The organism is Bacillus sp. FSL L8-0358 (assembly GCF_038593095.1).
Classification (GTDB): domain Bacteria; phylum Bacillota; class Bacilli; order Bacillales; family Bacillaceae; genus Bacillus; species Bacillus subtilis.
Genome location: NZ_CP151962.1, coordinates 3,348,758 through 3,374,334, shown reverse-complemented (window position 1 = coordinate 3,374,334; position 25,577 = coordinate 3,348,758). Strand labels below are relative to the sequence as shown.

The window sequence follows — 25,577 nt, the reverse complement described above, 5'->3', positions numbered from 1 at the left end:
ATATGATACGGTAGAACATAAGATAAATAAAATGAATCTTTTTTATAAGGAGCATAAGTAAATTGTTATGACCATTACACAATTAAAGGTTTTTGTGAAAATAGCTGAAACGGGAAGCTTTACAAAAGCGGGTCAGGCGCTGAACATGACACAGCCGGCTGTCAGCCATGCGATTTCTGCGATCGAAGCTGAGCTTGATGTAAAGCTGATCATACGTGACCGCCGCAATGGCCTGATGCTGACAGATACGGGAAAACAGATCTTAGTACACATCAGAGAAGTCTTAAAAGGCATTGAAAAAGTTGAGCAGGTAGCAGCAGCGGAAAAAGGGCTTGAACTGGGAACGATCCATATCGGCACATTCTCAACAGCTTCGGCTTATTTTATGCCGAAGCTGATCAGTGCATTTAAACAAAAATATCCGAAACTTGAGCTCGTGCTGCACGAGGGAACTGTAAATGAAGTCAAGGAATGGCTTCATACGCGGATGATAGATGTTGGGATTCTTCTGTATCCAACAGAGGAGATGGAGTACATTCATTTGAAAAAAGACAAAATGGCTGTCGTGCTCAGGGACGATCACCCGCTTGCCAGTCATTCGGCCATTACGCTGAAAGATCTTGACCATGAACCGATGATCGTCTGTGACGGAGGCTATGAATCACCATTTGTCGATATGTTCAGGCAGGCGGGCGCTACGCTGCACCCAGCTTTCACGGTCTATAACATCAACACCTCGATCAGTATGATCAGAGAAGGCTTGGGCCTGGCCATTTTATCAGAAATGTCCATGTCGGGGATGCCGCTTCCGGAGCATGTGGTGACCCGGGACTTGGACCCGCAGGTATACCGTGATGTGCAGCTTGCTGTTCCGTCGCTAAAGGAGGCTTCTCTGGCGGCTAAGCTCTTTATTGAGATGGCTAAGGAGCTGTTTGGAGCAGAATAGCGGTCCAAAGCGTTCGTTTTATATTGTTCGAATTTCATCGAATCAAATTCTTTTATTCCTGAATGCAGTTGTGTTATGGTGTGATAGAAGTTCTTTCAATCATAACCTGACAGCTTTGGGCTGTTTACTGATAACACATTTGCAAAGGAGAACAATATGTCTAACAACCAACGCAAAGATACCTTGCTTTCTGTCTTGAATTTATCTCCGGTTGTTCAGGGAGGAACGATTGCAGAATCATTCCGAAACAGCATGGACTTGGCGCGCCGGGCAGAGGAATGGGGCTATCACCGTTACTGGCTTGCTGAACATCATAATATAGAAGGTGTTGCAAGCTCCGCCACTGCAGTTTTGATTGGCCATATTGCCGGAGGCACGAAGAAAATCCGCGTCGGTTCCGGCGGCATTATGCTCCCGAACCACTCTTCATTAGTCATTGCTGAACAATTCGGCACACTGGAAACACTGTATCCCGGGCGGATTGATCTGGGGCTTGGACGTGCGCCGGGAACAGACCAATTGACAGCCAGAGCGCTCCGCAGAAACATCAACAGCAGTGAGGATTTTCCAGAACAATTAGAGGAACTGCGCAATTATTTTAAACCGTCAGGAAATGTGCGCAATCAAGTTCGCGCCATTCCCGGAGAGGGCATAGATGTGCCGATTTGGCTGCTGGGCTCAAGCGGCTTCAGCGCCCGTCTGGCAGGTGAACTAGGTCTTCCGTTTGCCTTTGCCGCTCATTTCTCACCGGCGAATACGGTTCCTGCATTGGAGCTGTACCGCAATTCCTTCACGCCGTCAGACGTGCTCGACGAACCGTATGCGATGGTCGGTGTCACCATTATCGCGGCAGATACAAACGAGAAAGCGCAGCACCTTGCGACTTCGCATTATCAAAGGTTTCTTGATCTTGTCCGGGGTACGCCGAACCAGCTTAAACCGCCTGTTGAGGATATGGATCAAATCTGGAGCCCGTATGAAAAAGCGATGGTCAATGAGCAGCTGAGCTCCACGATTGTCGGGGGTCCGGAAGAAGTGAAGGCGAAGCTTGAAGATTTCGTCAAAACGACACAGGCTGACGAAATTATGGTTAACTCAGAAACCTTTGAACACGCAGACAGAATGCGTTCGTTTGAAATCATCGCTGACGTTTGGAAAAACAGATAACAGCTATAAAAAAAGCAATGTAGCGGGGAGACCCATACATTGCTTTTTTTATTCATTCAGTTTTCGTGCGGACTGGCGAATGATCAACTCAGGCTCAAATATAACATCCTCTTGCTTCGGCTTTTTATGCTCTAAGCAGTCAATGACATATTTGGCGGCTGCTTTTCCAAGCACTGATTTCGGATGTTTGACAGAGGTTAGTTTCACTTCTGAGATTTGGGCGAAATGTGAATCATCATACCCGACGATAGACATATCCTCCGGCACTTTAAGATCCATCTCCCTCAGCATATCAATCACCTTCAGCGCAATTTCATCGTTATAACAAAAAATGGCTGTCGGCATGTGCTTGCTGTTTTTCTCCAGTGTGGCTTTTACTTTCTCCAGAAGTTTTGATTCTTTTTCTTCCGTTGTAAATGTCACGATCATATCCGGAGAAGGAAACAACTCACGCTCCCGGTGCGCCTGTATAAATCCGTTCATCCGTTTCACGCCTTGTGTGTCATCAGCTTTAAAAATACCCATCATATGCGTGTGGCCGAGAGAAAGCAAATGCTCCGCCGCCATCATCCCGCCTTTCACATCATCCAAGGTAAAACTTGGCGCGGCAAGCTCGGCATATGACGCGTTAATCATCGCAAAAGGAATGCCGTTTTTCTCCAAGTTCAGATAATAGCCGATGTTTGGGGTTTGAAGGGCGCTTTTTGTCGGTTCTACGATGAGTCCGTCAATATGCTGGGACAGCAGGTTTTCTAAGCCTCTTCTTTCGTTGTCCGGGTTGTTGTTTGTGCTTGTCAAAAGCATAGAATACCCCTGCTCGCTTAAATAGGACTCGATTCCTCTGATGATGCTCGGGAAAATATAGTCTGATATGTAGGTTGTCAAAACACCGATCGTTTTATTGGAATGCAGCGCTGACTTAGCAGAGCGTGAAGCGACAAAGGTGCCTCCGCCTTGCACGCTGTACAGCAGACCTTGTGATACGAGGTCTCCGATCGCTTTGCGGATGGTATGCCGGCTGACGCCGAATTGCTGCATTAATTCGTTTTCGGTAGGGATTTTTTGATCGGGCAGTATTTTGCCTTGATTAATCCATGAACTGATTTCTTCTTTTACTTGCGCGTATTTTGGTAACATATCCATTCCTCCAAAATGTATACGGACAAATTTCAGTATATCACAGCGTTCTTTGTAAGAAAACATTGACAGAAAATGCAAACAAGATTATTCTATATTTGTACGTACTAATTAAATGTAATTTTCGTTAAATTTTAATATAAGTACGTACAATTGAAAAGTATAATGTAAACGCTTTACTCAACATTCGGGAGGGCAGGGAAATGAAGAATACTCCAACTCAATTAGAACCAAATGTTCCTGTAACAAGAAGCCATTCAATGGGATTTGTCATTTTGATCTCATGTGCGGCGGGGCTTGGCGGCTTATTGTATGGCTATGACACGGCAGTGATTTCTGGCGCCATCGGTTTTCTGAAAGATTTATACAGCCTGAGTCCGTTTATGGAGGGACTTGTCATTTCAAGCATTATGATTGGAGGAGTTGTGGGCGTCGGGATATCCGGATTTTTAAGTGACAGATTCGGCCGGAGAAAAATTTTAATGACAGCCGCTTTGTTATTTGCGATATCAGCAATCGTTTCAGCGCTTTCACAAGACGTGTCCACCTTAATCATTGCAAGGATTATCGGGGGGCTGGGAATCGGGATGGGCTCATCGCTCTCTGTTACGTATATTACAGAAGCGGCACCGCCCGCTATACGCGGAAGTTTGTCTTCCTTATATCAGCTCTTTACGATACTGGGTATTTCCGCAACATACTTTATTAATCTAGCTGTGCAGCGGTCTGGAACATACGAATGGGGCGTGCACACCGGCTGGAGATGGATGCTTGCTTATGGAATGGTGCCGTCCGTCATCTTTTTCCTTGTCCTGCTCGTCGTCCCGGAAAGTCCGAGATGGCTGGCGAAAGCGGGCAAAACAAATGAAGCTTTAAAGATACTGACACGTATTAATGGAGAAACTGTTGCAAAAGAAGAATTAAAGAACATTGAGAACTCTTTAAAAATAGAACAAATGGGGTCGCTCTCCCAGCTGTTTAAGCCGGGTCTCAGGAAGGCGCTTGTCATTGGAATCCTGCTGGCGCTGTTTAACCAAGTCATCGGCATGAACGCGATTACTTACTATGGGCCGGAAATCTTTAAAATGATGGGATTCGGGCAAAACGCCGGATTTGTGACGACTTGTATCGTCGGGGTTGTAGAAGTCATTTTTACCGTTATTGCGGTGTTGCTGATCGATAAAGTCGGACGAAAAAAACTGATGTCCATCGGTTCTGCTTTTATGGCTATTTTTATGATTTTAATCGGGACGTCGTTTTATTTTGAGTTAACAAGCGGGATCATGATGATCGTCCTTATATTAGGTTTTGTCGCTGCTTTCTGTGTCTCGGTCGGACCGATCACATGGATTATGATTTCTGAAATCTTCCCGAACCATCTGCGTGCGCGGGCCGCGGGCATTGCGACCATCTTTTTATGGGGAGCAAACTGGGCGATCGGACAGTTTGTGCCAATGATGATCGATTCTTTCGGGCTCGCCTATACATTTTGGATCTTTGCGGTGATTAACATCCTTTGTTTCCTGTTTGTCGTTACGATCTGTCCGGAAACGAAGAACAAATCGCTCGAGGAAATTGAAAAGCTTTGGATAAAATGAAAACGCTTTAATGAAACAGCCCTTTCTACGGGAAGGGCTGTTTATATTGGGATGCACCATTTGGCGCTTTCTGTATAAGATAAAGATATATAGGATAAAATATTGCTGGATAAAACGACGCGGCATGAAAACTCTGCGAATATTGTCGATGAATTGGCTCTTAACAGTTGAATAAACAATTCCACCCTGTTAAAATAATTAAAGAAAGCAGAAATGATTTTTTTTGGCTATGACGGGACGTTTTTTGTCATAGCGGGACATATAATGTCCAGCAAAAAAGGAAGGAACGTTTGAGTCATGAACCAGTTAATACAAGCTCAAAAAAAATTATTGCCTGATCTTCTGCTCGTTATGCAAAAGAGGTTTGAAATCTTGCAGTATATCAGGCTGACAGAACCCATCGGGCGAAGAAGCCTGTCTGCCAGTCTCGGAATCAGCGAGCGTGTGCTGAGGGGCGAGGTTCAGTTTTTAAAGGAACAGAACCTGGTCGATATTAAGACAAACGGCATGACATTGACAGAAGAGGGCTATGAACTGCTTTCTGTTTTGGAAGATACGATGAAAGATGTTTTAGGTTTGACTCTTTTGGAAAAGACATTAAAAGAACGTTTAAATCTAAAGGATGCCATTATCGTATCCGGAGACAGCGACCAATCCCCATGGGTCAAAAAAGAAATGGGAAGAGCGGCTGTCGCATGTATGAAAAAAAGATTTTCAGGCAAAAATATCGTCGCTGTAACTGGCGGTACGACAATTGAAGCTGTCGCCGAAATGATGACGCCGGATTCTAAAAACCGCGAGCTTTTGTTTGTGCCTGCAAGAGGCGGTTTAGGCGAAGACGTGAAAAACCAGGCGAACACCATATGCGCGCATATGGCGGAGAAGGCTTCAGGCACTTACCGGCTTTTGTTTGTTCCGGGACAGCTGTCACAAGGCGCCTATTCATCTATTATTGAAGAGCCTTCTGTCAAAGAGGTGCTGAACACTATTAAATCAGCGAGTATGCTGGTTCATGGAATCGGCGAAGCTAAAACTATGGCTCAGCGCAGAAACACGCCTTTAGAAGACTTAAAGAAAATAGATGATAATGACGCGGTGACGGAAGCGTTCGGCTACTATTTTAACGCGGACGGCGAAGTGGTTCACAAAGTGCATTCTGTCGGAATGCAGCTGGATGACATAGACGCCATCCCCGATATTATTGCGGTAGCGGGCGGATCATCAAAAGCCGAAGCGATCGAGGCTTACTTTAAAAAGCCACGCAAAACGGTTCTCGTCACAGACGAAGGAGCCGCAAAGAAGTTATTAAGGGATGAATAATCCCTCAATATAAATATCTCTCACTTATTTAAAGGAGGAAACAATCATGGCAGTAAAAGTCGGTATTAACGGTTTTGGTCGTATTGGACGTAACGTATTCCGCGCAGCATTAAACAATCCTGAAGTTGAGGTAGTAGCGGTTAACGATTTAACAGATGCTAACATGCTGGCTCACCTTTTACAATATGATTCTGTACACGGAAAATTAGACGCTGAAGTTTCAGTTGACGGTAACAACCTTGTTGTTAACGGCAAAACAATTGAAGTTTCTGCAGAACGCGATCCTGCTAAACTTAGCTGGGGCAAACAAGGCGTTGAAATCGTAGTTGAATCTACTGGTTTCTTCACAAAACGCGCAGACGCTGCGAAACACTTAGAAGCTGGCGCGAAAAAAGTAATCATCTCTGCTCCTGCTAACGAAGAAGATATCACAATCGTTATGGGTGTTAACGAAGATAAATACGATGCGGCTAACCACGATGTTATCTCTAACGCATCTTGCACAACAAACTGCCTTGCGCCGTTTGCAAAAGTACTTAACGATAAATTCGGCATCAAACGCGGTATGATGACAACTGTTCACTCTTACACAAACGATCAGCAAATCCTTGATCTTCCGCACAAAGACTACCGTCGTGCGCGTGCAGCAGCTGAAAACATCATCCCAACATCAACTGGTGCTGCTAAAGCAGTTTCTCTAGTTCTTCCTGAACTAAAAGGTAAACTGAACGGTGGAGCAATGCGTGTTCCAACTCCAAACGTTTCTCTAGTTGACTTGGTTGCTGAACTGAACCAAGAAGTAACAGCTGAAGAAGTAAACGCAGCTCTTAAAGAAGCGGCTGAAGGCGACCTTAAAGGAATCCTTGGCTACAGCGAAGAGCCATTAGTTTCTGGCGACTACAACGGAAACAAAAACTCTTCTACAATCGATGCTCTTTCTACAATGGTTATGGAAGGCAGCATGGTAAAAGTAATCTCTTGGTACGATAACGAAAGCGGCTACTCTAACCGCGTTGTTGACCTTGCAGCTTACATCGCAAAAAAAGGTCTTTAATTTATAGCTGAAAAAGGACCTGACTTGGTTCTTTCGAATAGAAGCGCTATAATGAAAGCGGACAAGGGAAGGGGACGGACTCCCTTTCCCTTTTTCCATGAAGACCGGCTTTCAGAAAACGCTCTGTGATAGAGAAACGACCGCGTTTTAAGCAGCTTTCCGGCGCTTTCGCCTAAGGCCGCTGCCCTGGCTTTTAGACGAACTGCCCTGTGCCGAAAAAGACTGCGATCTGCCCTAGCGGAGTTATCGCTTGAACAGACGGTTTCACGTTTTTCGTGCTGTATGCAAACCATTTTGAAGGAGGATCTCCTAGGCATGAATAAAAAAACTCTCAAAGACATCGACGTAAAAGGCAAAGTTGTATTCTGCCGCGTCGACTTTAACGTTCCAATGAAAGACGGGGAAGTAACAGACGATACACGTATCCGTGCTGCGCTTCCAACAATCAAACACCTTGCAGACCAAGGCGCGAAAGTCCTTCTTGCGAGCCACTTAGGCCGCCCGAAAGGCGAAGTGGTTGAGGAGCTTCGTTTAACTCCTGTCGCTGCACGTCTCGGCGAACTGCTTGGCAAAGAAGTGAAAAAAGCGGATGAAGCATACGGCGATGCTGTAAAAGCACAAATTTCCGAGATGAAGGACGGAGACGTTCTTGTATTGGAAAACGTACGTTTCTATCCTGGTGAAGAGAAAAATGATCCTGAGCTTGCAAAAGCATTTGCTGAGCTTGCAGATGTATATGTAAATGACGCATTCGGTGCTGCCCACCGTGCTCACGCATCTACAGCTGGAATTGCCGAGCATCTGCCAGCAGTTGCAGGTTTCTTAATGGAAAAAGAGCTTGATGTACTTGGAAAAGCGGTTTCCAATCCTGACCGCCCGTTTACAGCGATCATCGGCGGAGCGAAAGTAAAAGACAAAATCGGTGTAATCGAAAGTCTTCTTGATAAAGTAGACAACCTGATCATCGGCGGAGGTCTTGCTTATACTTTCGTAAAAGCGCTTGGCTATGAAGTCGGTAAATCTCTTCTTGAAGAGGATAAAATCGAGCTTGCGAAATCATTTATGGACCGCGCTAAAGAAAAAGGCGTTAACTTCTACATGCCTGAAGATGTACTCGTTGCAGATGATTTCTCTAACGATGCAAACGTGAAAATTGTGCCGATCTCTGAAATCCCTAGTGATTTAGAAGCAATCGACATTGGTACGAAAACACGCGAAACGTATGCTGACGTCATCAAAAACAGCAAACTTGTCGTGTGGAACGGACCAATGGGCGTATTCGAAATCGACTTGTTCGCTCAAGGAACAAAAGCGGTTGCGGAAGCATTGGCAGAGGCGAAAGATACATACTCTGTCATCGGCGGAGGAGACTCTGCGGCAGCGGTTGAAAAATTCGGCCTTGCCGACAAAATGAGCCACATCTCAACAGGCGGCGGCGCATCCCTTGAGTTTATGGAAGGCAAAGAGCTTCCAGGGGTAGCTGCACTGAACGATAAATAATCTCAAAACTGCTATAAGGAAGTGGAACAGATGAGAAAACCAATTATCGCCGGTAACTGGAAAATGAACAAAACACTCGGCGAAGCTGTCAGCTTCGTTGAAGAAGTGAAATCTTCCATTCCAGCAGCAGACAAAGCTGAAGCTGTTGTTTGCGCGCCAGCACTTTTCTTAGAAAAGCTTGCTTCTGCTGTTAAAGGCACTGACCTAAAAGTCGGCGCTCAAAACATGCACTTCGAGGAAAGCGGCGCGTTCACAGGCGAAATCAGCCCGGTTGCTCTGAAAGACCTTGGCGTTGACTACTGCGTCATCGGCCACTCTGAGCGCCGTGAAATGTTCGCTGAAACTGATGAAACAGTTAACAAAAAAGCACACGCAGCTTTCAAACACGGCATTGTGCCGATCATCTGTGTAGGTGAAACGCTTGAAGAGCGTGAAGCCGGCAAAACAAATGATCTTGTTGCTGACCAAGTGAAAAAAGGCCTTGCTGGTCTTTCTGAAGAACAAGTTGCTGCTTCTGTTATTGCGTATGAGCCAATCTGGGCAATCGGAACAGGCAAATCTTCTACAGCGAAAGATGCGAATGACGTGTGTGCGCATATCCGTAAAACCGTCGCTGAAAGCTTCAGCCAAGAAGCTGCAGACAAGCTTCGCATCCAATATGGCGGAAGCGTAAAGCCTGCAAACATTAAAGAATATATGGCAGAGTCCGATATTGACGGTGCTTTGGTCGGCGGCGCGAGCCTTGAGCCACAGTCATTCGTTCAATTATTGGAGGAAGGTCAATATGAGTAAAAAACCAGCTGCACTCATCATTCTTGATGGGTTCGGATTACGTAACGAAACAGTAGGGAACGCAGTCGCTTTAGCGAAAAAACCGAATTTTGACCGCTATTGGAACCAGTATCCTCATCAAACATTGACTGCTTCAGGCGAGGCTGTAGGTCTTCCTGAAGGGCAAATGGGGAACTCCGAGGTAGGTCACTTAAATATCGGTGCGGGACGTATTGTGTACCAAAGCTTAACACGCGTAAATGTTGCCATTCGTGAAGGAGAGTTCGAACGCAATCAAACATTCCTTGACGCGATCAGCAACGCGAAAGAAAACAACAAAGCCTTGCACCTGTTCGGTCTTTTATCTGACGGAGGCGTGCACAGTCATATCAACCATTTATTCGCACTGTTAAAGCTTGCGAAAAAAGAAGGGCTGACAAAGGTTTATATCCATGGCTTCCTTGACGGCCGTGATGTAGGTCCGCAGACAGCGAAAACGTACATCAACCAGTTGAACGATCAAATCAAGGAAATCGGTGTGGGTGAAATCGCCAGCATTTCCGGACGTTACTACTCTATGGACCGCGACAAACGCTGGGACCGTGTAGAAAAAGCGTACCGCGCAATGGCGTACGGCGAAGGCCCATCTTACCGCAGCGCCCTGGATGTTGTTGATGATTCATATGCAAATGGTATCTACGATGAATTCGTGATTCCATCTGTCATCACAAAAGAAAACGGTGAGCCTGTTGCGAAAATCCAAGACGGCGATTCTGTGATTTTCTATAATTTCAGACCGGACCGCGCCATCCAGATTTCCAACACGTTCACAAACAAAGACTTCCGTGACTTCGACCGCGGCGAGAATTATCCAAAGAACCTGTATTTCGTCTGCCTGACTCACTTCAGTGAAACAGTTGACGGCTATGTAGCGTTTAAACCGATAAATCTTGATAACACAGTCGGAGAAGTATTATCTCAGCACGGATTAAAACAGCTTCGAATTGCAGAAACTGAAAAGTATCCGCACGTCACGTTCTTTATGAGCGGCGGCCGTGAAGCTGAATTCCCGGGTGAAGAGCGTATTCTCATCAACTCGCCTAAAGTTGCAACGTATGACTTGAAGCCTGAGATGAGTGCGTATGAAGTGAAGGACGCGCTTGTCAAAGAAATTGAAGCTGACAAGCATGACGCCATCATTCTTAACTTCGCAAACCCTGATATGGTCGGCCACTCCGGAATGGTTGAACCAACAATTAAAGCAATTGAAGCAGTGGACGAATGCTTGGGTGAAGTCGTTGACGCGATTCTTGCTAAAGGCGGACATGCCATCATTACCGCTGATCACGGTAATGCTGACATTCTGATTACAGAATCAGGCGAACCGCACACTGCGCATACAACAAACCCAGTCCCTGTGATTGTAACGAAAGAAGGCATTACGCTGCGTGAAGGCGGAATCCTAGGCGACCTTGCACCAACGTTATTAGACCTTCTTGGTGTTGAAAAACCGAAAGAAATGACAGGAACATCTTTAATTCAAAAATAATTTGAAAATCAAAAGGAGAGACAAAACTCATGCCATACATTGTTGATGTTTATGCACGCGAAGTATTAGACTCCCGCGGCAACCCAACAGTTGAAGTTGAAGTATATACAGAAACAGGAGCTTTCGGCCGCGCATTAGTGCCAAGCGGAGCTTCTACAGGTGAATACGAAGCGGTTGAGCTTCGTGACGGCGACAAAGACCGTTACCTTGGAAAAGGCGTGTTAACAGCTGTTAACAACGTAAACGAAATCATTGCTCCAGAGCTTCTTGGCTTTGATGTAACTGAACAAAACGCAATCGATCAGCTTTTAATCGAGCTTGACGGTACTGAAAACAAAGGCAAACTTGGCGCGAACGCAATCCTTGGCGTATCTATGGCTTGTGCGCGTGCTGCTGCTGATTTCTTACAGATTCCTCTTTACCAATACCTTGGAGGATTCAACTCAAAAACGCTTCCTGTACCGATGATGAACATCGTAAACGGCGGAGAGCATGCTGATAACAACGTGGATATTCAAGAATTCATGATCATGCCTGTAGGTGCTCCTAACTTCCGTGAAGCACTTCGCATGGGCGCTCAAATCTTCCACAGCCTGAAATCAGTATTAAGCGCAAAAGGCTTAAACACTGCTGTAGGTGACGAAGGCGGATTCGCTCCAAACCTTGGTTCTAACGAAGAAGCGCTTCAAACAATCGTTGAAGCAATCGAAAAAGCCGGCTTCAAACCTGGCGAAGAAGTTAAACTCGCTATGGATGCTGCATCTTCTGAGTTCTACAACAAAGAAGATGGCAAATACCATCTGTCTGGCGAAGGCGTTGTGAAAACATCTGCTGAAATGGTTGACTGGTATGAAGAGCTTGTTTCTAAATACCCAATCATCTCTATCGAAGACGGACTTGACGAAAACGACTGGGAAGGCCACAAGCTTCTTACTGAGCGTCTTGGCAAAAAAGTTCAGCTTGTTGGTGACGACCTCTTCGTTACAAACACGAAAAAACTTTCTGAAGGTATTAAAAACGGCGTAGGCAACTCTATCCTGATCAAAGTAAACCAAATCGGTACATTGACTGAAACATTCGATGCGATCGAAATGGCGAAACGCGCAGGCTATACAGCTGTTATCTCTCACCGTTCTGGTGAAACTGAAGACAGCACAATCGCTGACATCGCTGTGGCAACAAACGCAGGACAAATCAAAACAGGTGCTCCGTCTCGTACGGACCGTGTTGCGAAATACAACCAGCTTCTTCGCATCGAAGATCAGTTGGCTGAAACTGCTCAATACCACGGTATCAACTCTTTCTACAACTTAAACAAGTAATAAAAAGACCGCCGGGATTTTCTCGGCGGCTTTTTTATGCAAACTTTCCTAGCCTCAGCTTTTATTCTCCGCCTATCTCATTACCTTGATTTGGTAACTAATGTTCATTTTGTTGCATTTTAAAGGAATCAAGACAGCAAAACCGAAAAGAAAGGGGTGAATAAGAGGAGGAATGTAAAAATGAAAATGATTTTGATGTCAGCGGCACTGGCTGGAAGCGTCATATGGGGATCTTCAGCTGTACAGGTGAACGGGATACAGTCTCATTCTATTTCTGAGATGGCTCCGTTGTTTGATGAGGAGCATGCATATGAAACCATTCATGAACTGAGTGAGGTCATAGGTCCGAGAGAAACAGGGACAGAGAAAGAAAAAGAAGCGGCGTCATACATATCGAAACGGATTCAAGATGAGGGATTAGCTGTTCGCATTCAGCCATTTCATGTGAAAACATATTATTCTGGTTCAGTAATGGCAGGCGATCATGAATATCCAATACGATCAGCGGATAAGAGCGCTGTGGAAAATGAAGAGAGAGTGGAGGGTGCGGTCTTAGACGGAGGCTATGGGCTCAATCTTGATGAAAAAGAAGCCAAGGGGAAAATCGCCGTTATGAGAGAGGGAAAAATATCAGTATCTCAGAAATTAAAAAGCGCCCAAGCTGCCGGCGCAAAGGCTGTCATTATTTATAACAGCAAGACAAAACCTCTCGCGATCCGACCGGTAAAACCAAAACATATCACGATACCGGCTGCCGGAATGAAAAAAGAAGACGGGGAAGCTTTACTGAAAGAAAAGCGGGCTGTCATTCAATTTAAGGACTATCGAAACCGCGCTTCACAAAACATAATAGGGACACGCAAAGCGCAGCACACAAAACACCCGGATATTCTTTATGTAACTGCGCATTATGACACAGTTAAAGATGCACCTGGGGCTGATGATAATGCATCAGGCACATCCGCCGTACTAGAGATCATTGAGCAAAGCAAGCACCTTCCCAAAAACAAAGAAATCCGTTTTATCTTTTTCGGAGCTGAAGAGCTGTGGTCAGCGGGTTCCTCATATTATGTCAGTACGCTTACCTCGGATGAAATCAAACACAGCCGTGCAAACTTTAATGCTGATATGATTGCGACTGACTGGAAAGACGCAAGCCAAATGTATATAACGACCCCGGATGGCAAGGAAAATGCAAGTATTAATTATGCAGTAAATGCCGCTCACAAAGCAAAGCTTGAAGCCCCTCGTCTCACACAGCTGGGATACTCGGACCACGTGTCATTTTATGAAGCGGGCATACCTTCGGCTAATTGGATTTGGCTCAGTCCGGATACGCAAGAGCCTGGGTCATGGTATCACACCGAAAAAGACAACATCGCACATATCAGCAAAGAAAGATTGAACGAAGCGGGACAGCTCTTGTTATCTGCAGTACAAGAGGCAAATATAGATTAAAAAACAGGCCTCGGCCTGTTTTTTAAAATTTTCTATATATTCTTTCAAATAGAGGAAATATTCTCATTATCCCCCTGATAAATACCTTTTCTTAGGCATAAAAAATTACACTTAATCGTAAATCGCATCATAATGCCCTACCAAATAAAAGGAGACAAAGCCCATTTACCGTTTTTTTACTTTTGTTATAATTGCAGTATCGATCGATAATTGTTTAATTTTGTAAAAATATATCCTTTTCTATCTTATAGGGGGTCCAAAAATGAATCCTGTCACAAAAGAAGCTCGAAACCTCAGTCATAAGCGGCTTTTAGAATTGATTGAAACAAAACAGGCTGTTGTAGGTGTATTGGGGATGGGATATGTGGGTTTTCCTCTTGCATTAGAATGTGTCAATAAAGGATACAACGTCATCGGCTTTGATAGGAACAGCGAAAAAGTTTCTTTGCTGAAAGACGGGCACAGCCATATTCGAGATGTAGACGATAGCCAATTAAAAGAGGCACTTCACACAGAGCGTTTTCAAGTGAGTGAGAATATGTCTCTCATAGAACACTGCGACATTATTGTGATATGTGTTCCGACACCTTTGAACAAAAAAGATAAGATACCCGACCTTAGCTACATAGACAGTGCAGTTGACACCATGCTGGCTTACGGAAGGCCAAATCAGCTTTTAATTTTAGAAAGTACAACCTACCCGGGCACAACAAAACAAAAAATTGCTGACAGAATGGCAGCAGGGCGGCAGGTCAACATAGGCTCCGATTTCTTTATAGCTTATTCACCTGAACGAATTGATCCTGGGAACAGCCATTACGAAGTCGCCGATATCCCTAAAGTGATTGGCGGAATGACCCGGACTTGCACAAAACTTGCCTCAGCGTTTTACAACACCATCGTTACAAGCATTCATCCAGTAACCTCACCTGAAGTAGCAGAAACAGCTAAACTCCTAGAGAATACCTACCGTTATGTAAATATAGCTCTCATCAATGAAATGGCACTCAATTGCCGAGAACTTGATATTGATATATGGGAAGTGATCAATGCGGCAGACACGAAGCCGTTCGGGTTTCAAAAATTCAGCCCGGGCCCTGGTGTAGGCGGCCATTGCATACCGATTGATCCTTTTTATTTTAAATGGATAGCTAACCAAAAGGGATTGCAGACAAAGCTGATTGATTTAGCGGATGAAATCAATTCTGAAATGCCATTTTCAGTGTCCGACTATGCCATGAAGCTGGTTGATAAAGAACACTGCAATATTTTATTAATAGGTGCTGCTTATAAAAAAAATACCAATGATTCTCGTGAGTCTTCTGCATTTGCAATTATCGATGATTTGATGAAAAAGGGATGCACGATAGATTACTATGATCCTTTTATCAGTGAAATCTGCCTGGAAGACGGCAGCATCAAGCACTCCGTCCCTTTCACCAAGGAGCAGATCAACCAATATGATGTCGTCATTATTCATACAGATCATGATGATATCAATTACAGTATATTGCAGGATACAGCTCCTATTATTTTCGATACGAGAAACATTTGCAGAGAAAAAATGGCTGACAATGCAAAACTTATCACACTATAGGAGGGAACTGTCATTAGTAAACAATTTATCTCTTTTCACAGACCTGATATGACAAACGAAGAATTGGAAACTGTAGTTGAAACGATCAAGTCGGGGTGGATTTCAAAAGGCCCGAAGGTGATTGAATTTGAGAAAAAGCTTGGCGAATGTCTGGGAGCGGAGCACGTAATCAGCTGTAATTCAGGAACTGCTGCCTTACACATGGCTTTGCTTGCACTCGGTGTAGGAGAAGGAGATGAAGTCATTGTTCCAAGCTTCACGTTTTGTTCAAGTGTAAACGTCATTTTGCATGTAGGAGCAACCCCGGTGTTTGCCGACATTTGCGAGGATGATTTATGTATAGATCCGGAAGATGTGAGACAAAAGCTTTCACCGCGGACAAAAGCGGTCATTGCGGTCCATTTTGCAGGTTATCCGGCAAATTTGGATGAGCTTAGCAGCATATGCAAGGAAAATGGACTGTACTTGATTGAAGATGCCGCACACGCGCTTGGGACAAGGTATAACGAGAAGATGATCGGCACACATGGAGATGCCGTATGCTTCAGTTTTTATGCCACTAAAAATATAACGACGGGAGAAGGAGGAGCTCTTATTCTTAAGGATGAAGAGGCTGCCGAAAGAGCAAGACTGTATGGATGGCATGGCATTACAAAAAATGCTTGGAATCGATACGGTGAAAAGGGCAGCTGGCGATATGATGTGTTACTTCCCGGCTTTAAGTACAACATGACAGATATCCAGGCTGCTCTTGGGCTCATTCAATTGAAACGGGCTGCTGAAATCCAAGAAAAACGGACCAGAATCGCAAACTATTATGCGTCTGAGCTTATCAATCATCCAGAAAGAGCAGAACTTCCTTTAACAGACATCCCTAGCCATATCACACATTCCTGGCATTTGTTCATTCTGCGGGTGAAAAAACACGAAGAAATGGACCGAGACCAGTTTATTGAAGAGATGAAAGCGAAACATATTGGGTTGAGTGTCCACTTTATCCCTGTGCATATGCATCCCTACTATAGAGAGTATTTTCCTGCAAAGCTGCCGGTAACTGAACGCATCTTTCCTGAAATTGTATCACTGCCTCTTTATAGCCAATTATCGAAGGAAGATTGTCAATACATCGTTCAATCAATTAAAGATGTTTTATCTTTAAGCCAGGAGGTCGGACAATGAAACACATTGCTATCTTAGGCGGAGCAGGTTTTATAGGAAGTGAATTAGCGGGGTTATTACAGAAGAAAGGCTATCATACGATCATCGCTGATCAAAAAAAGCCGGATTTTCAGGCAGAATTCCGCCAAACCAATATTTTAGACCGTCAATCGCTTCGGGAATCATTAAAAGGAGCAGATGCTGTCGTTCATTTAGCGGCAATGGTCGGAGTAGACAGCTGCCGCAGCAATGAAGAGGACGTAATCAAGGTGAATTTTGAAGGAACGAAAAACGTAACGGAGGTATGCAAGGAGCTGGGGATCAAGACCCTTCTTTTTTCCTCCAGCTCAGAAGTGTTCGGAGATTCGCCAGATTATCCATATACGGAATCAAGCCAGAAGCTCCCTAAATCCGCTTATGGAAAAGCAAAATTAAAGTCAGAGGAATATTTGAAGGAGCAGGCATCAGCCTCACTGCATGTCAGAGTTGTCCGATACTTTAATGTGTACGGCCCGAAGCAGCGTCAGGACTTTGTCATAAACAAGTTCTTCAGTTTGGCCGAAGCTGGCGCGGAGCTTCCTCTTTACGGAGACGGCGGCCAAATCAGATGCTTCAGCTACATTAGTGATATCGTGAACGGAACATACCTTGCGCTGCTGTACAAAGGGAGTGCCTATGAAGATTTCAACATAGGAAACGATCTGCCAATCACTATAAAAGGACTGGCAGAGAAAATCAACGTGATGACTGGCAGGGAGAAAGAGCATTATACATTTAAAAAGCTGGGCGAGGATGGTGTCCGGGGGAAAGACATTGAAATTTTCAAACGTGCTCCTTCGATCGAGAAGGCAAAGCGTCTGCTTGGATATGCTCCTAAAATTAACCTAGATGAAGGCCTGAGGCTGATTAAAATTGAAAGACAAAAACAAAAACTTCCATTATCCTGAAAACCCCAAACAGATCAAGTTTCCGATTTATCCGGGGCAGCTTTCAGGCAGAAGTTTTTTCACCCACTTAATCTCAGCTAAAAGAACAACGTTGGCAGAAAAATTGGAAAAACGCTATGGAAAGAGCATCGAATTGACTTCGAGTGGAAGCGCAGCGTTGGTGCTTGCATTGACATTTTCCGGAGCGGGGCCTGGAAAAGAAGTGATTTTTTCATCATTCAGCTGTCCAAACGTAATTGACGCTGTGCTTCAAACCGGAGCTTCCCCAGTGTTTGCCAATCTGGATGATGATTTGTCCCTATCCTTTGAAGATGTGAAAAACAAAGTAACCGAGAGAACATGCGCTGTCATTTTGACACACGTTTACGGCCGGAAGGAAAACATGAAACTTGTCGAGTGGGCGAAAGAGAAGCGTATTCATGTCATTGACGATGCCGCTCAGGCCATGTTTACAAAACAAGACGGAACCTTTGCAGGCGGTTTGGGGGATTTCGGCATCTTGAGCTTTGGGCCGTCAAAGCCCCTCGGCAGTATAGGGGGCGGAGCGTTAATCGCCCGAAAAGAAGTTCTGGACAAAAACGGCAGGCTGCCGATGGAACAGCGAAAGCAAGTCAATGCTGATTATGATGCTTATATGAGACAGCAGCGAATACAGGGTTTGATAAGATCCAGGACTCTATCCTTCTTATTCAGAAAAACGGGTGTTCAGACCTCCATGAAAACGAGCAAGCTTGAAGTTCTTCCGAAAAAACCTGCTACTGTCCCTTTATTGCGAATGCATCCGGTTAGGCAAGCCATTATCGAATACCAGCTGTCAAAAATGGAGCGGCTGGTGAGAGACTCATCTAGAAATTTGGAGACGGCAAAATACATTTTTGCACGGGCAGAAGAGTTATACGGGATCAAGATGATTCAGCCGCAGGAGGGAGAAAGCCTGAACTATTTGACAATCGTCTTCCCTCATGAAGGGGAAAGGTACGACTGCTCTGCTTATTTAGCGGCAAAAGGGATTCAAACCTGCTGGAACTACCTTCCGCTGCACCTTATTCCGCTGTATCAGCCTTATTCACGGCAAGAGGATGAACATTCTCTGTGGAAAAGGGTTCTTTCACTGCCGTTCAAACCGCCTCTTGGCACAGAGCAGGTGAAGTATATTGCTGAAACCGTTTTAGCGTATGCAGAGCAAAAGAATAAGAAATGAATGTTGGTGATATATCATGCAAAAAACAGCATTTTCCGTAACGCCTCAGGCTTGGGAACGGGCCGCTGGCATTTTTCAGGCTGGATTGTTTCAAAGCTATGATTGGGGGAAGCTCATGGAGGAGCTCCCCAATACCTCGTTTCACCCTGTTAAGCTGACATCGGACGGCGGACAAGTGATATATGTTCCGGTGTTTGAGCAAAATGGCTTGCTCAGCGGGAATATGATAGGATACGGCGGCGTCATTTCAGACCGTCCGATTTCATTTGAATGGCTGCAAAGCGAAATCAAGGCTTTATTTGGACAGAAATTATCGCGGCTCCTGCTTCCGCATGGCCAAACTTCTTTTATCGAAGAAACGGGAGAACATTGGGCGGAAAAAGCCACACACATATTGCCGCTTCCCGATACATTTGAAGAGCTATGGACAAACTGTTCAGGAAAAGCCCGGACTGCCGTCAGATATGCGGAAAAGAAAAATGTGTCCGTCCGCCTAATCGGACAAGAATCACTCTCTGAGTTTTACGAATTGTATAAGGAGCATACAGCAGCCATCGGCGCAGCCTATATGCTGAGTCAGGATTTTTTTCAAAAGCTGCTAGAAAGCCTTGGAAGGCAAGTCTTTTGGGTGGGGGCGTTTCTTGAGGCTGACATGATCAGCAGCAGTATTTTTCTATATGACCATTCCCATTTCTATTATTGGCAGAATGTAAACAGCCCTGCCGGAAAAGAAACGCAGGCCTCTTATTTGCTGATGCGGAACGCTTTATCATTCGCCATCGGCAAGAAACTGCAATGGGTTGATTTTGGATATTCCCACAGTAAAGAAATTGCCAGACCGAAACGATATTGGGGAGCTGAAGAGAAACGATGTCGACATTTCACAGAAACGGAGTAAAAGTGGTAAGCGGCCATCAGTCCAGTTATCTCCCCTGGTATGGTTTTTTTGAAAAAATCCATAAATCAGATGTATTTGCCATTCACGATACAGCCCAGTTTGAGAAAAAGGGATTTCTCAATCGGAACAGAATCAAGACTTCCCAAGGCCCCATGTGGCTGACTGTTCCTTTGCAGATGAAAAATTATAAGGATATCGAGCTTCGTGATATGAAAATCGACCAAGAGCAGGACTGGCGGAAGAAACACTGGATGGCGATTAAAATGAATTATGCGAAGGCTCCCTATTTCGAGGAATATCAAATGTTTTTTAAAGATGTCTATCAGCGTGAATGGGAGTACCTTCATGATTTAAATATGTTCATCATTAATTTTTTTCTGCGGGAACTTCGCATATCGACGCCAATTTGCTATGTGTCGGAGCTCGAATGCCGTAATGAAAAAAAGAGTGATTTTGTGCTCGCGCTTTGTAAAGAACTTGGAGCTGATCACTATTATTCAGGCAGCCAAGGATCAGACTATTTAATAGAAAGTGATTTTGATAGAAGCGGAATTACAATCGAATACCAGCAAATCAGGGCCATTCATTATCCGCAGTTGTTCGGAGAGCACATTCCTCACCTCTCTATGCTTGATATGCTTATGAACTGCGGCGCGGATATTTGCGAGACGTTAATCAAAGGGGGACAATATGATGAAAGTAATGGTATTTGCGGCGCACCCGGACGATGAAATTATCGGCGTCGGCGGAGCGTTGGCGAAACATGTCCGTCAAGGAGACAGTGTGTCGGCTGTCATTATGGCTGAAGGAAAATCGTCTAGAAAAGAAGACTATGAAAAACCTTGTGATTCAATCATGCAGCATTCCTATAGTGAAACGGAACAAGCGCTTAGCACGCTCGGCATAAGCGATTTTGTCAGGTTAAATCTTCCTGATAACAGGCTGGATTCAATGGATTTGCTGGATGTCGTAAAAGAGGCAGAAAAACAAATTGAACGGTTTCAGCCCGATATCGTATATACACAATATGGCGGTGACATTAATATTGACCATGCTGTTGTATTCAGAGCGGTGATGACGGCAACCCGCCCGCTTCCAGGTCATTCCGTAAAACAGGTTCTGGCATACGAGACCTTATCCTCGACAGAGTGGAACTACTTGAAGAAGGATCAATTCCATGCAAATTTCTTCATTAATATAGAAGAAGAGCTTGAATTGAAGCTGAAGGCCATGGCGTGCTATGATTCGGAGCTGAGGGATTTCCCGCATCCGCGATCCTTGCAAGCGATAGAAAATAACGCATACGTATGGGGAGCTAAATCGGGTTTTTCTGCAGCAGAAGCATTTATGCTTGTGAGAGGAACGTGGTGACGGATGATTGCGCAAATACCGTTTTTCGGGTTAGACACGAAGCAAATCGATAAAAAATGGGTCGAAGCAGGATACGGTCTTGAAGCCAACATCTTCGACGGAAAGTCGTTTGAAGAAACCGATTATGTGAAAACCTTCAAGCGGACACTTGATTACACAAAACAGCTTGAGCCGTCATTATTGACACTTCATTTTCCCACCGACAATGCGGATTATGTTCACGAAGCGCATATAAAGGACCGTCTGCTGCATTTTGCAGAGCTTGCGGATATGTACGGCGCTAAGGGCATAACTGTTCATGCCAATCAATTTATGTCGGTTGAAGAATTTCAAAGCTATGACTTAGAAGGAAATCGCAGAAAAGTCATTGAATTTTTTGCGGCGTTTGATGATGAGCTGAAAGGGACGGATATATGGATTGGAGTCGAAAATCTGCCGATTATCGGGAATCTGGGCGAAGACTTTGACCCGATTTTTATTTATCCTGAGGATTTTGAGGAGCTGGTTCAGCTCGGTTTAAAACATGTCGGCATTACATGGGATCTGTGTCATTGGGCCATTACCTATCAGACACATCTGTCATCATCACTTATGTTCAGGGATGAAAAGCTGAGATACCCTGATTTTTTTCAGTTTCTTTCCTTAAAGGACAGCATTAAACATTATCATTTCAGTTCGTTTCGCCAGCTAGCCTTCCCGCATGGTGATGTCCGCTGTTTTGAAGGGCGTCATCCCGCTGAAGGAACGATTAATGAACCATTGCTCAGACAAGCGGCGGAGATGTTAAAGGAGATACACCGCGGGGATGGCACGGGTATCGTATTTGAAGTGATGGAAGAGGACTATACACAAAGAAAAGAATCATGGAGAACATTAGAATGGTTCGGCGGTGCTTCTGATGAAGAAAAAAAGCGGACGTAATTCGGCATATCGAACACCAAATTATGCAAAGCTTTGGTCTGCACAAGTATTTTCTTCCGCGGCGGATGGCGTCTGGCTCATCGCGCTTCCGCTTCTAGTGCTCGATTTGACCGGAAGCAAAATATTAGTCGGGGTGATTTCTTTTATCGAGCTCGTTCCATTGACATTCGGAATGTTTACCGGACCTTTAATTGATTCAATACGAAAAAAATCCATATTGTATGTGTGTAATACTGGAAGAGCAGTCATTATGATTCTCTTGGCAGTCCTTAGTGCGAACGGTTTGTTAACTGTATGGATCATTGGTGTATGCGCATTTTGTTTATCGCTGCAATCGATGCTCTTTTCCCCGGCGAAAGTGGCGCTTATTCCGCTGCTTGTCCCTCAGAAACATCTCGATCAGGCGACTTCATTAATTAACACTAGCGAACTTATTGGTCTGATCGTCGGAAAGCTGATTAGCGGCGTTTTGATTGCGGCGATTCCGTTTGGGCTTCTGTTTCTCATAAATGGGACGGCATTTTTCGTATCCGCTGCATTGATTGCCCTTATTCACATTTCAGAATCTGCCGGCCTAAAAAGCAAAGGGGCAGAAGCCCTTAAGACAGGCTACAGAATGCTGAAGGGCAACTCATCTTGGATGACTGCTGTCGGTTATTTTTTTATCGTAAATCTTGTCATTGCCGGGTTTATTTCTGTAATGGGGCCGATTCTTGCAGTGGAACGTTTTCATGAGAACTATTCCGTATGGTTCGCTATCATGTATTCAATGTTTCAGGGCGGTATGCTCTTAGGGAATCTTGCTGTATTTTTCAAGTGGAATACGAAGCGGCTAGAACGGCTTTATCCCAGAACTTTAACAGCGGTAGGGCTGCTCATTATGTTTTTGTTTTTTCCGCTTAGCGGGCTGGAATGTGCCATTTTTTTGGTGCTGGGCGTCATCATCTCCTATATTGATGTGCAAACGGTTCTGTATTTTCAAAAGACGGTTCCGACTGAATACTTCGGAAGAATATTCGCGCTTATTTTTTCTATTGTAAAGATGGGAGAACCTCTTTCAGCAGCTGTTTACACAGTGCTTCTTGTGTTTATGGACGCTGATTATATTTTTCTGGCTGTCGGTCTGACTCTCGTCCTGACTTTTTTTATATTGTCAGTGAGGCAAGGAATGCAGCGGGATACCGGAAAAAAAGCGAATCAGTTTTTTTAATTTCTATATAAAGGAGCTGCCGATGATCATGCGGCAGCTCTTTTATTAAAGATCCAAATAAAGCCTTACCATATCGCGGCATTGAATCCCGTTTTCAAAAATGTCCTCATCATAATGTCTGACAAAGAAATCGTGGTCGATCGCCTGAAGGCGGAATCCGCATTTTTGATAGAGAGAAAGCTGATGAATGCTGGAATTCCCCGTGCCGATTTCAATCGTGTCCGCCCCCAGCTCCTTCGCTTTTTCGATGGCGTCAAGTACAAGCTGTTTGCCAAAGCCCTTCTTCTGAAGAGATTCTTTTACCGCAATATTTACAATTTCAACTGTTTGCGGCCTTGTTTTTAGCAATACATAAACACCTGCAAGCTCATCACCGGCCCAAGCTGTGTAACATTCTCCCCTCTCAAGATATTCATCTACAATGTCTTTCGATGGATCGGCGAGCAGCAATAGATCATATAGTTCGTCATTTGTTTCTTTTCCTAATTCAATCCTGAGCTTTTGCATATTCATTCCACCTTTTTAGTCTGATAGACATTTAATTTTTTCATTCGTTCCCAATTTCATTCTGTTTTATTATAAAATATGAAAAGCAGTAAATGTTATCAAATTAGTAGAATAGGAGGAAAGTCATGTTTTTTTGTAAGAATTGCGGCTCCCAGAATAATGAAGGAGCCAAGTTTTGTAAACAATGCGGCACCCCGATCGGAGGGGGCAGCAAACAGGCAAATCAAGAAACAACTAGCACTGCAGAAACAAGGCAGGCTCCGCGAAAACCGATCCCTAAGAAAACCATCATTTTATGGAGCAGCATTGCCGCAGCATGCGTTATATTATTCGCCGCATATAAAACCGGAGCGTATTTTACTTCAAAGGATAGGTTAGTCGACAAGTTTGAACAGGCCGTAAATGATGGGGATCAGGACCAAATCGCGACTCTGCTTACACCGGTAAATGACAATCTTAAACTCACTAAAAATAATGTAAAACCGTTTCTTACATATTTGAAGGATCATCCAGACAAAAAAGATGAACTTTTTGCATCGCTGCGTGATGAAACAGCCCAGAAGGATATCGTATACGCAGAAAAAGACGGAAAAAGCCTGCTGGTATTTGACCATTACGACTTAAAGGTAGCACCTGTTTATTTTGAAGTGACCAGCAATTATAAAAATACCGATTTATATGTCAATAAAGAGGAAGCCGGATCTGTAAAGAAAGCAGATCAAGCACAAACCCTCGGTCCGTACATTCCCGGCGAATATACAGTCTCAGCCAAACTGAAAAACGATGTCGTTGACCTTGTGAAAAAGGAAGACATTCAGGCGGTTGGCGATAACAGCTTTCGTGTTGATCTCTCATTGGAAGCAGACGATGTGACATTCAGCTTAGCGGATGACATCAAGAGCGGGAAGGGAGATTTGCTGATTAACGGTAAATCAATTCATAAAGATCCGTTCAAATCCGTAACATATGGTCCGCTGCTGACAGATGGATCAATGACAGCTTCAGTCGAGGCAGAATTTCCGTGGGGAAAAACAAAAACTGCCGGCGTTCCGATCGATGATAAAGAAATGGAGTTACCGTTAATTCCTGATCAAGATACACAGGAACAGATTATGAACACAATTGTCAAAACAACAAAACAATACTCCAAAGCTCTATCTGATGGGAATACAGCCCAGATGACAGAGGCAAGTGCCAATTGGAAGGCGGAGACGAAGGACACCGTCGATTCTATGAAAAGCGCGGATTCATACTTAAAAGATAGATACTTGGAAACTGATTTTGACCTGGACACATTTGCCCTCTCTCAGAAAAACGACGGAACGTGGCAGGTATCCGTAACAGGAATAGAACTTCACCAGTCTTCTTCGTATAACGACTATACAAAATCTGAAATGACTGACGACAGTCCGAGTTATGAATATCTTCTTTCATATGATAAAAAACAGAAAAAATGGATTTTCGAAGATGCAGAATCAACATTCGAATCTGCAGGCACAAATATAAAGAAAATCAAAAATGATAAACCAGAGACATACACTTCCGCCTGGGCTGGCTCGAAAAACAAAGGCAGTGAAAGCTCTGCAAGCGGCAATGTTACAGATGAACAAGTGACATTATTTATGGGCAGTTATCTGCAAAGTCAGGCAGATGCCGTGAATCAAAATAATTTCTCACTGATGGAAGACAGCCTTGAAAAAGGAAGTTCCCTTTACTCCGACCAGCAGCATCTCGTGGCGAAACTAAATAAAGAGGGGACAACAGAAGACTTTAATAACTATGAAGTGAAAAGCTGGAGCCAAAATGGGTCGGCTGTCACGATTAAGACGTATGAAGAATTCTACATCACAAAATCAGGCGGCAGTCCAAAGCTCAGAACATATAACTGGACCTACACCGGCGTAGTGAAGAACGGAAGAATTTACTTAACGTCTATTCAATAAAA

The 25,577-nt window shown here is 44.3% G+C and carries 22 protein-coding genes; 20 read left to right on the top strand and 2 right to left on the bottom strand.

The window, feature by feature from the left end:
* Positions 1-67 precede the first annotated feature (67 nt).
* Both NYE49_RS17420 and NYE49_RS17415 read left to right on the top strand, forming a co-directional pair.
* Entirely contained in the window at positions 68-946 is an 879-nt protein-coding gene (locus tag NYE49_RS17420; protein WP_015384672.1) for a LysR family transcriptional regulator, read from the top strand.
* Between the two features lie 156 nt (positions 947-1,102).
* The gene (locus tag NYE49_RS17415; RefSeq protein ID WP_174616675.1) at positions 1,103-2,113 is read left to right on the top strand and encodes an LLM class flavin-dependent oxidoreductase; all 1,011 of its coding nucleotides are present in this window, start codon (positions 1,103-1,105) and stop codon (positions 2,111-2,113) included.
* A 48-nt stretch (positions 2,114-2,161) separates the two neighbouring features.
* On the opposite strand, the gene araR is transcribed toward NYE49_RS17415, so the two are convergent.
* Entirely contained in the window at positions 2,162-3,250 is a 1,089-nt protein-coding gene (gene araR / locus NYE49_RS17410; protein ID WP_015483709.1) for an arabinose utilization transcriptional regulator AraR, read from the bottom strand.
* A 203-nt stretch (positions 3,251-3,453) separates the two neighbouring features.
* On the opposite strand from araR, the gene araE reads away from it, so the two are divergent.
* The 17 genes from araE to NYE49_RS17325 all read left to right on the top strand — a co-directional run bounded on the left by araE (position 3,454) and on the right by NYE49_RS17325 (position 23,125).
* Complete coding sequence (gene araE / locus NYE49_RS17405) at positions 3,454-4,848, top strand: arabinose-proton symporter AraE (RefSeq protein WP_003243899.1); 1,395 nt, start codon at positions 3,454-3,456, stop codon at positions 4,846-4,848.
* Between the two features lie 297 nt (positions 4,849-5,145).
* Entirely contained in the window at positions 5,146-6,168 is a 1,023-nt protein-coding gene (gene cggR, locus NYE49_RS17400; protein ID WP_100505833.1) for a gapA transcriptional regulator CggR, read from the top strand.
* A 46-nt stretch (positions 6,169-6,214) separates the two neighbouring features.
* Positions 6,215-7,222 (top strand): type I glyceraldehyde-3-phosphate dehydrogenase, encoded by a 1,008-nt coding sequence (gene gap, locus NYE49_RS17395; protein WP_003219957.1) that lies wholly within the window; start codon positions 6,215-6,217, stop codon positions 7,220-7,222.
* Between the two features lie 315 nt (positions 7,223-7,537).
* Positions 7,538-8,722: a phosphoglycerate kinase gene (locus tag NYE49_RS17390; RefSeq protein WP_003243051.1), complete on the top strand. Its 1,185-nt coding sequence runs from the start codon at positions 7,538-7,540 to the stop codon at positions 8,720-8,722.
* Between the two features lie 30 nt (positions 8,723-8,752).
* The gene (gene tpiA, locus NYE49_RS17385; RefSeq protein WP_003243394.1) at positions 8,753-9,514 is read left to right on the top strand and encodes a triose-phosphate isomerase; all 762 of its coding nucleotides are present in this window, start codon (positions 8,753-8,755) and stop codon (positions 9,512-9,514) included.
* On the top strand, positions 9,507-11,042 hold the full coding sequence (gene gpmI / locus NYE49_RS17380) for a 2,3-bisphosphoglycerate-independent phosphoglycerate mutase (protein ID WP_003228330.1): 1,536 nt from the start codon (positions 9,507-9,509) through the stop codon (positions 11,040-11,042). The genes tpiA and gpmI overlap by 8 nt, the downstream gene beginning before the upstream one ends.
* A gap of 29 nt (positions 11,043-11,071) precedes the next feature.
* Entirely contained in the window at positions 11,072-12,364 is a 1,293-nt protein-coding gene (gene eno, locus NYE49_RS17375) for a phosphopyruvate hydratase (protein WP_003228333.1), read from the top strand.
* A 180-nt stretch (positions 12,365-12,544) separates the two neighbouring features.
* Entirely contained in the window at positions 12,545-13,822 is a 1,278-nt protein-coding gene (locus NYE49_RS17370; protein ID WP_174616677.1) for a M20/M25/M40 family metallo-hydrolase, read from the top strand.
* A gap of 262 nt (positions 13,823-14,084) precedes the next feature.
* Positions 14,085-15,419 carry a nucleotide sugar dehydrogenase gene (locus NYE49_RS17365; protein ID WP_342410534.1) on the top strand — a complete coding sequence of 445 codons (1,335 nt, stop codon included), beginning with the start codon at positions 14,085-14,087 and terminating at the stop codon, positions 15,417-15,419.
* Positions 15,420-15,467: 48 nt separating this feature from the next.
* The gene (locus NYE49_RS17360; RefSeq protein ID WP_047183203.1) at positions 15,468-16,598 is read left to right on the top strand and encodes a DegT/DnrJ/EryC1/StrS family aminotransferase; all 1,131 of its coding nucleotides are present in this window, start codon (positions 15,468-15,470) and stop codon (positions 16,596-16,598) included.
* Positions 16,595-17,524, top strand: coding sequence for an NAD(P)-dependent oxidoreductase (locus NYE49_RS17355; RefSeq protein WP_047183202.1), 930 nt, complete (start codon positions 16,595-16,597; stop codon positions 17,522-17,524). The genes NYE49_RS17360 and NYE49_RS17355 overlap by 4 nt, the downstream gene beginning before the upstream one ends.
* The gene (locus NYE49_RS17350; RefSeq protein ID WP_123373797.1) at positions 17,490-18,725 is read left to right on the top strand and encodes an aminotransferase class V-fold PLP-dependent enzyme; all 1,236 of its coding nucleotides are present in this window, start codon (positions 17,490-17,492) and stop codon (positions 18,723-18,725) included. Before NYE49_RS17355 ends, NYE49_RS17350 begins: the two co-directional genes overlap by 35 nt.
* 16 nt (positions 18,726-18,741) lie before the next feature.
* Entirely contained in the window at positions 18,742-19,623 is an 882-nt protein-coding gene (locus tag NYE49_RS17345) for a GNAT family N-acetyltransferase (RefSeq protein WP_123373798.1), read from the top strand.
* Positions 19,596-20,354: a WbqC family protein gene (locus tag NYE49_RS17340; protein WP_064671581.1), complete on the top strand. Its 759-nt coding sequence runs from the start codon at positions 19,596-19,598 to the stop codon at positions 20,352-20,354. Before NYE49_RS17345 ends, NYE49_RS17340 begins: the two co-directional genes overlap by 28 nt.
* The gene (locus NYE49_RS17335; protein ID WP_015483702.1) at positions 20,317-20,994 is read left to right on the top strand and encodes a PIG-L deacetylase family protein; all 678 of its coding nucleotides are present in this window, start codon (positions 20,317-20,319) and stop codon (positions 20,992-20,994) included. Before NYE49_RS17340 ends, NYE49_RS17335 begins: the two co-directional genes overlap by 38 nt.
* Before the next feature lie 3 nt (positions 20,995-20,997).
* A complete protein-coding gene (locus NYE49_RS17330; protein WP_198878497.1) occupies positions 20,998-21,915 on the top strand; it encodes a TIM barrel protein in 918 nt (305 codons plus the stop codon).
* Complete coding sequence (locus tag NYE49_RS17325; protein WP_015483701.1) at positions 21,893-23,125, top strand: MFS transporter; 1,233 nt, start codon at positions 21,893-21,895, stop codon at positions 23,123-23,125. Before NYE49_RS17330 ends, NYE49_RS17325 begins: the two co-directional genes overlap by 23 nt.
* 45 nt (positions 23,126-23,170) lie before the next feature.
* On the opposite strand, the gene NYE49_RS17320 is transcribed toward NYE49_RS17325, so the two are convergent.
* Entirely contained in the window at positions 23,171-23,638 is a 468-nt protein-coding gene (locus NYE49_RS17320; RefSeq protein ID WP_080344228.1) for a GNAT family N-acetyltransferase, read from the bottom strand.
* Positions 23,639-23,757: 119 nt separating this feature from the next.
* Between NYE49_RS17320 and NYE49_RS17315 the strand changes: the two genes are divergently transcribed.
* Positions 23,758-25,575 carry a zinc ribbon domain-containing protein gene (locus tag NYE49_RS17315; RefSeq protein WP_047183199.1) on the top strand — a complete coding sequence of 606 codons (1,818 nt, stop codon included), beginning with the start codon at positions 23,758-23,760 and terminating at the stop codon, positions 25,573-25,575.
* Positions 25,576-25,577: the final 2 nt, after the last annotated feature.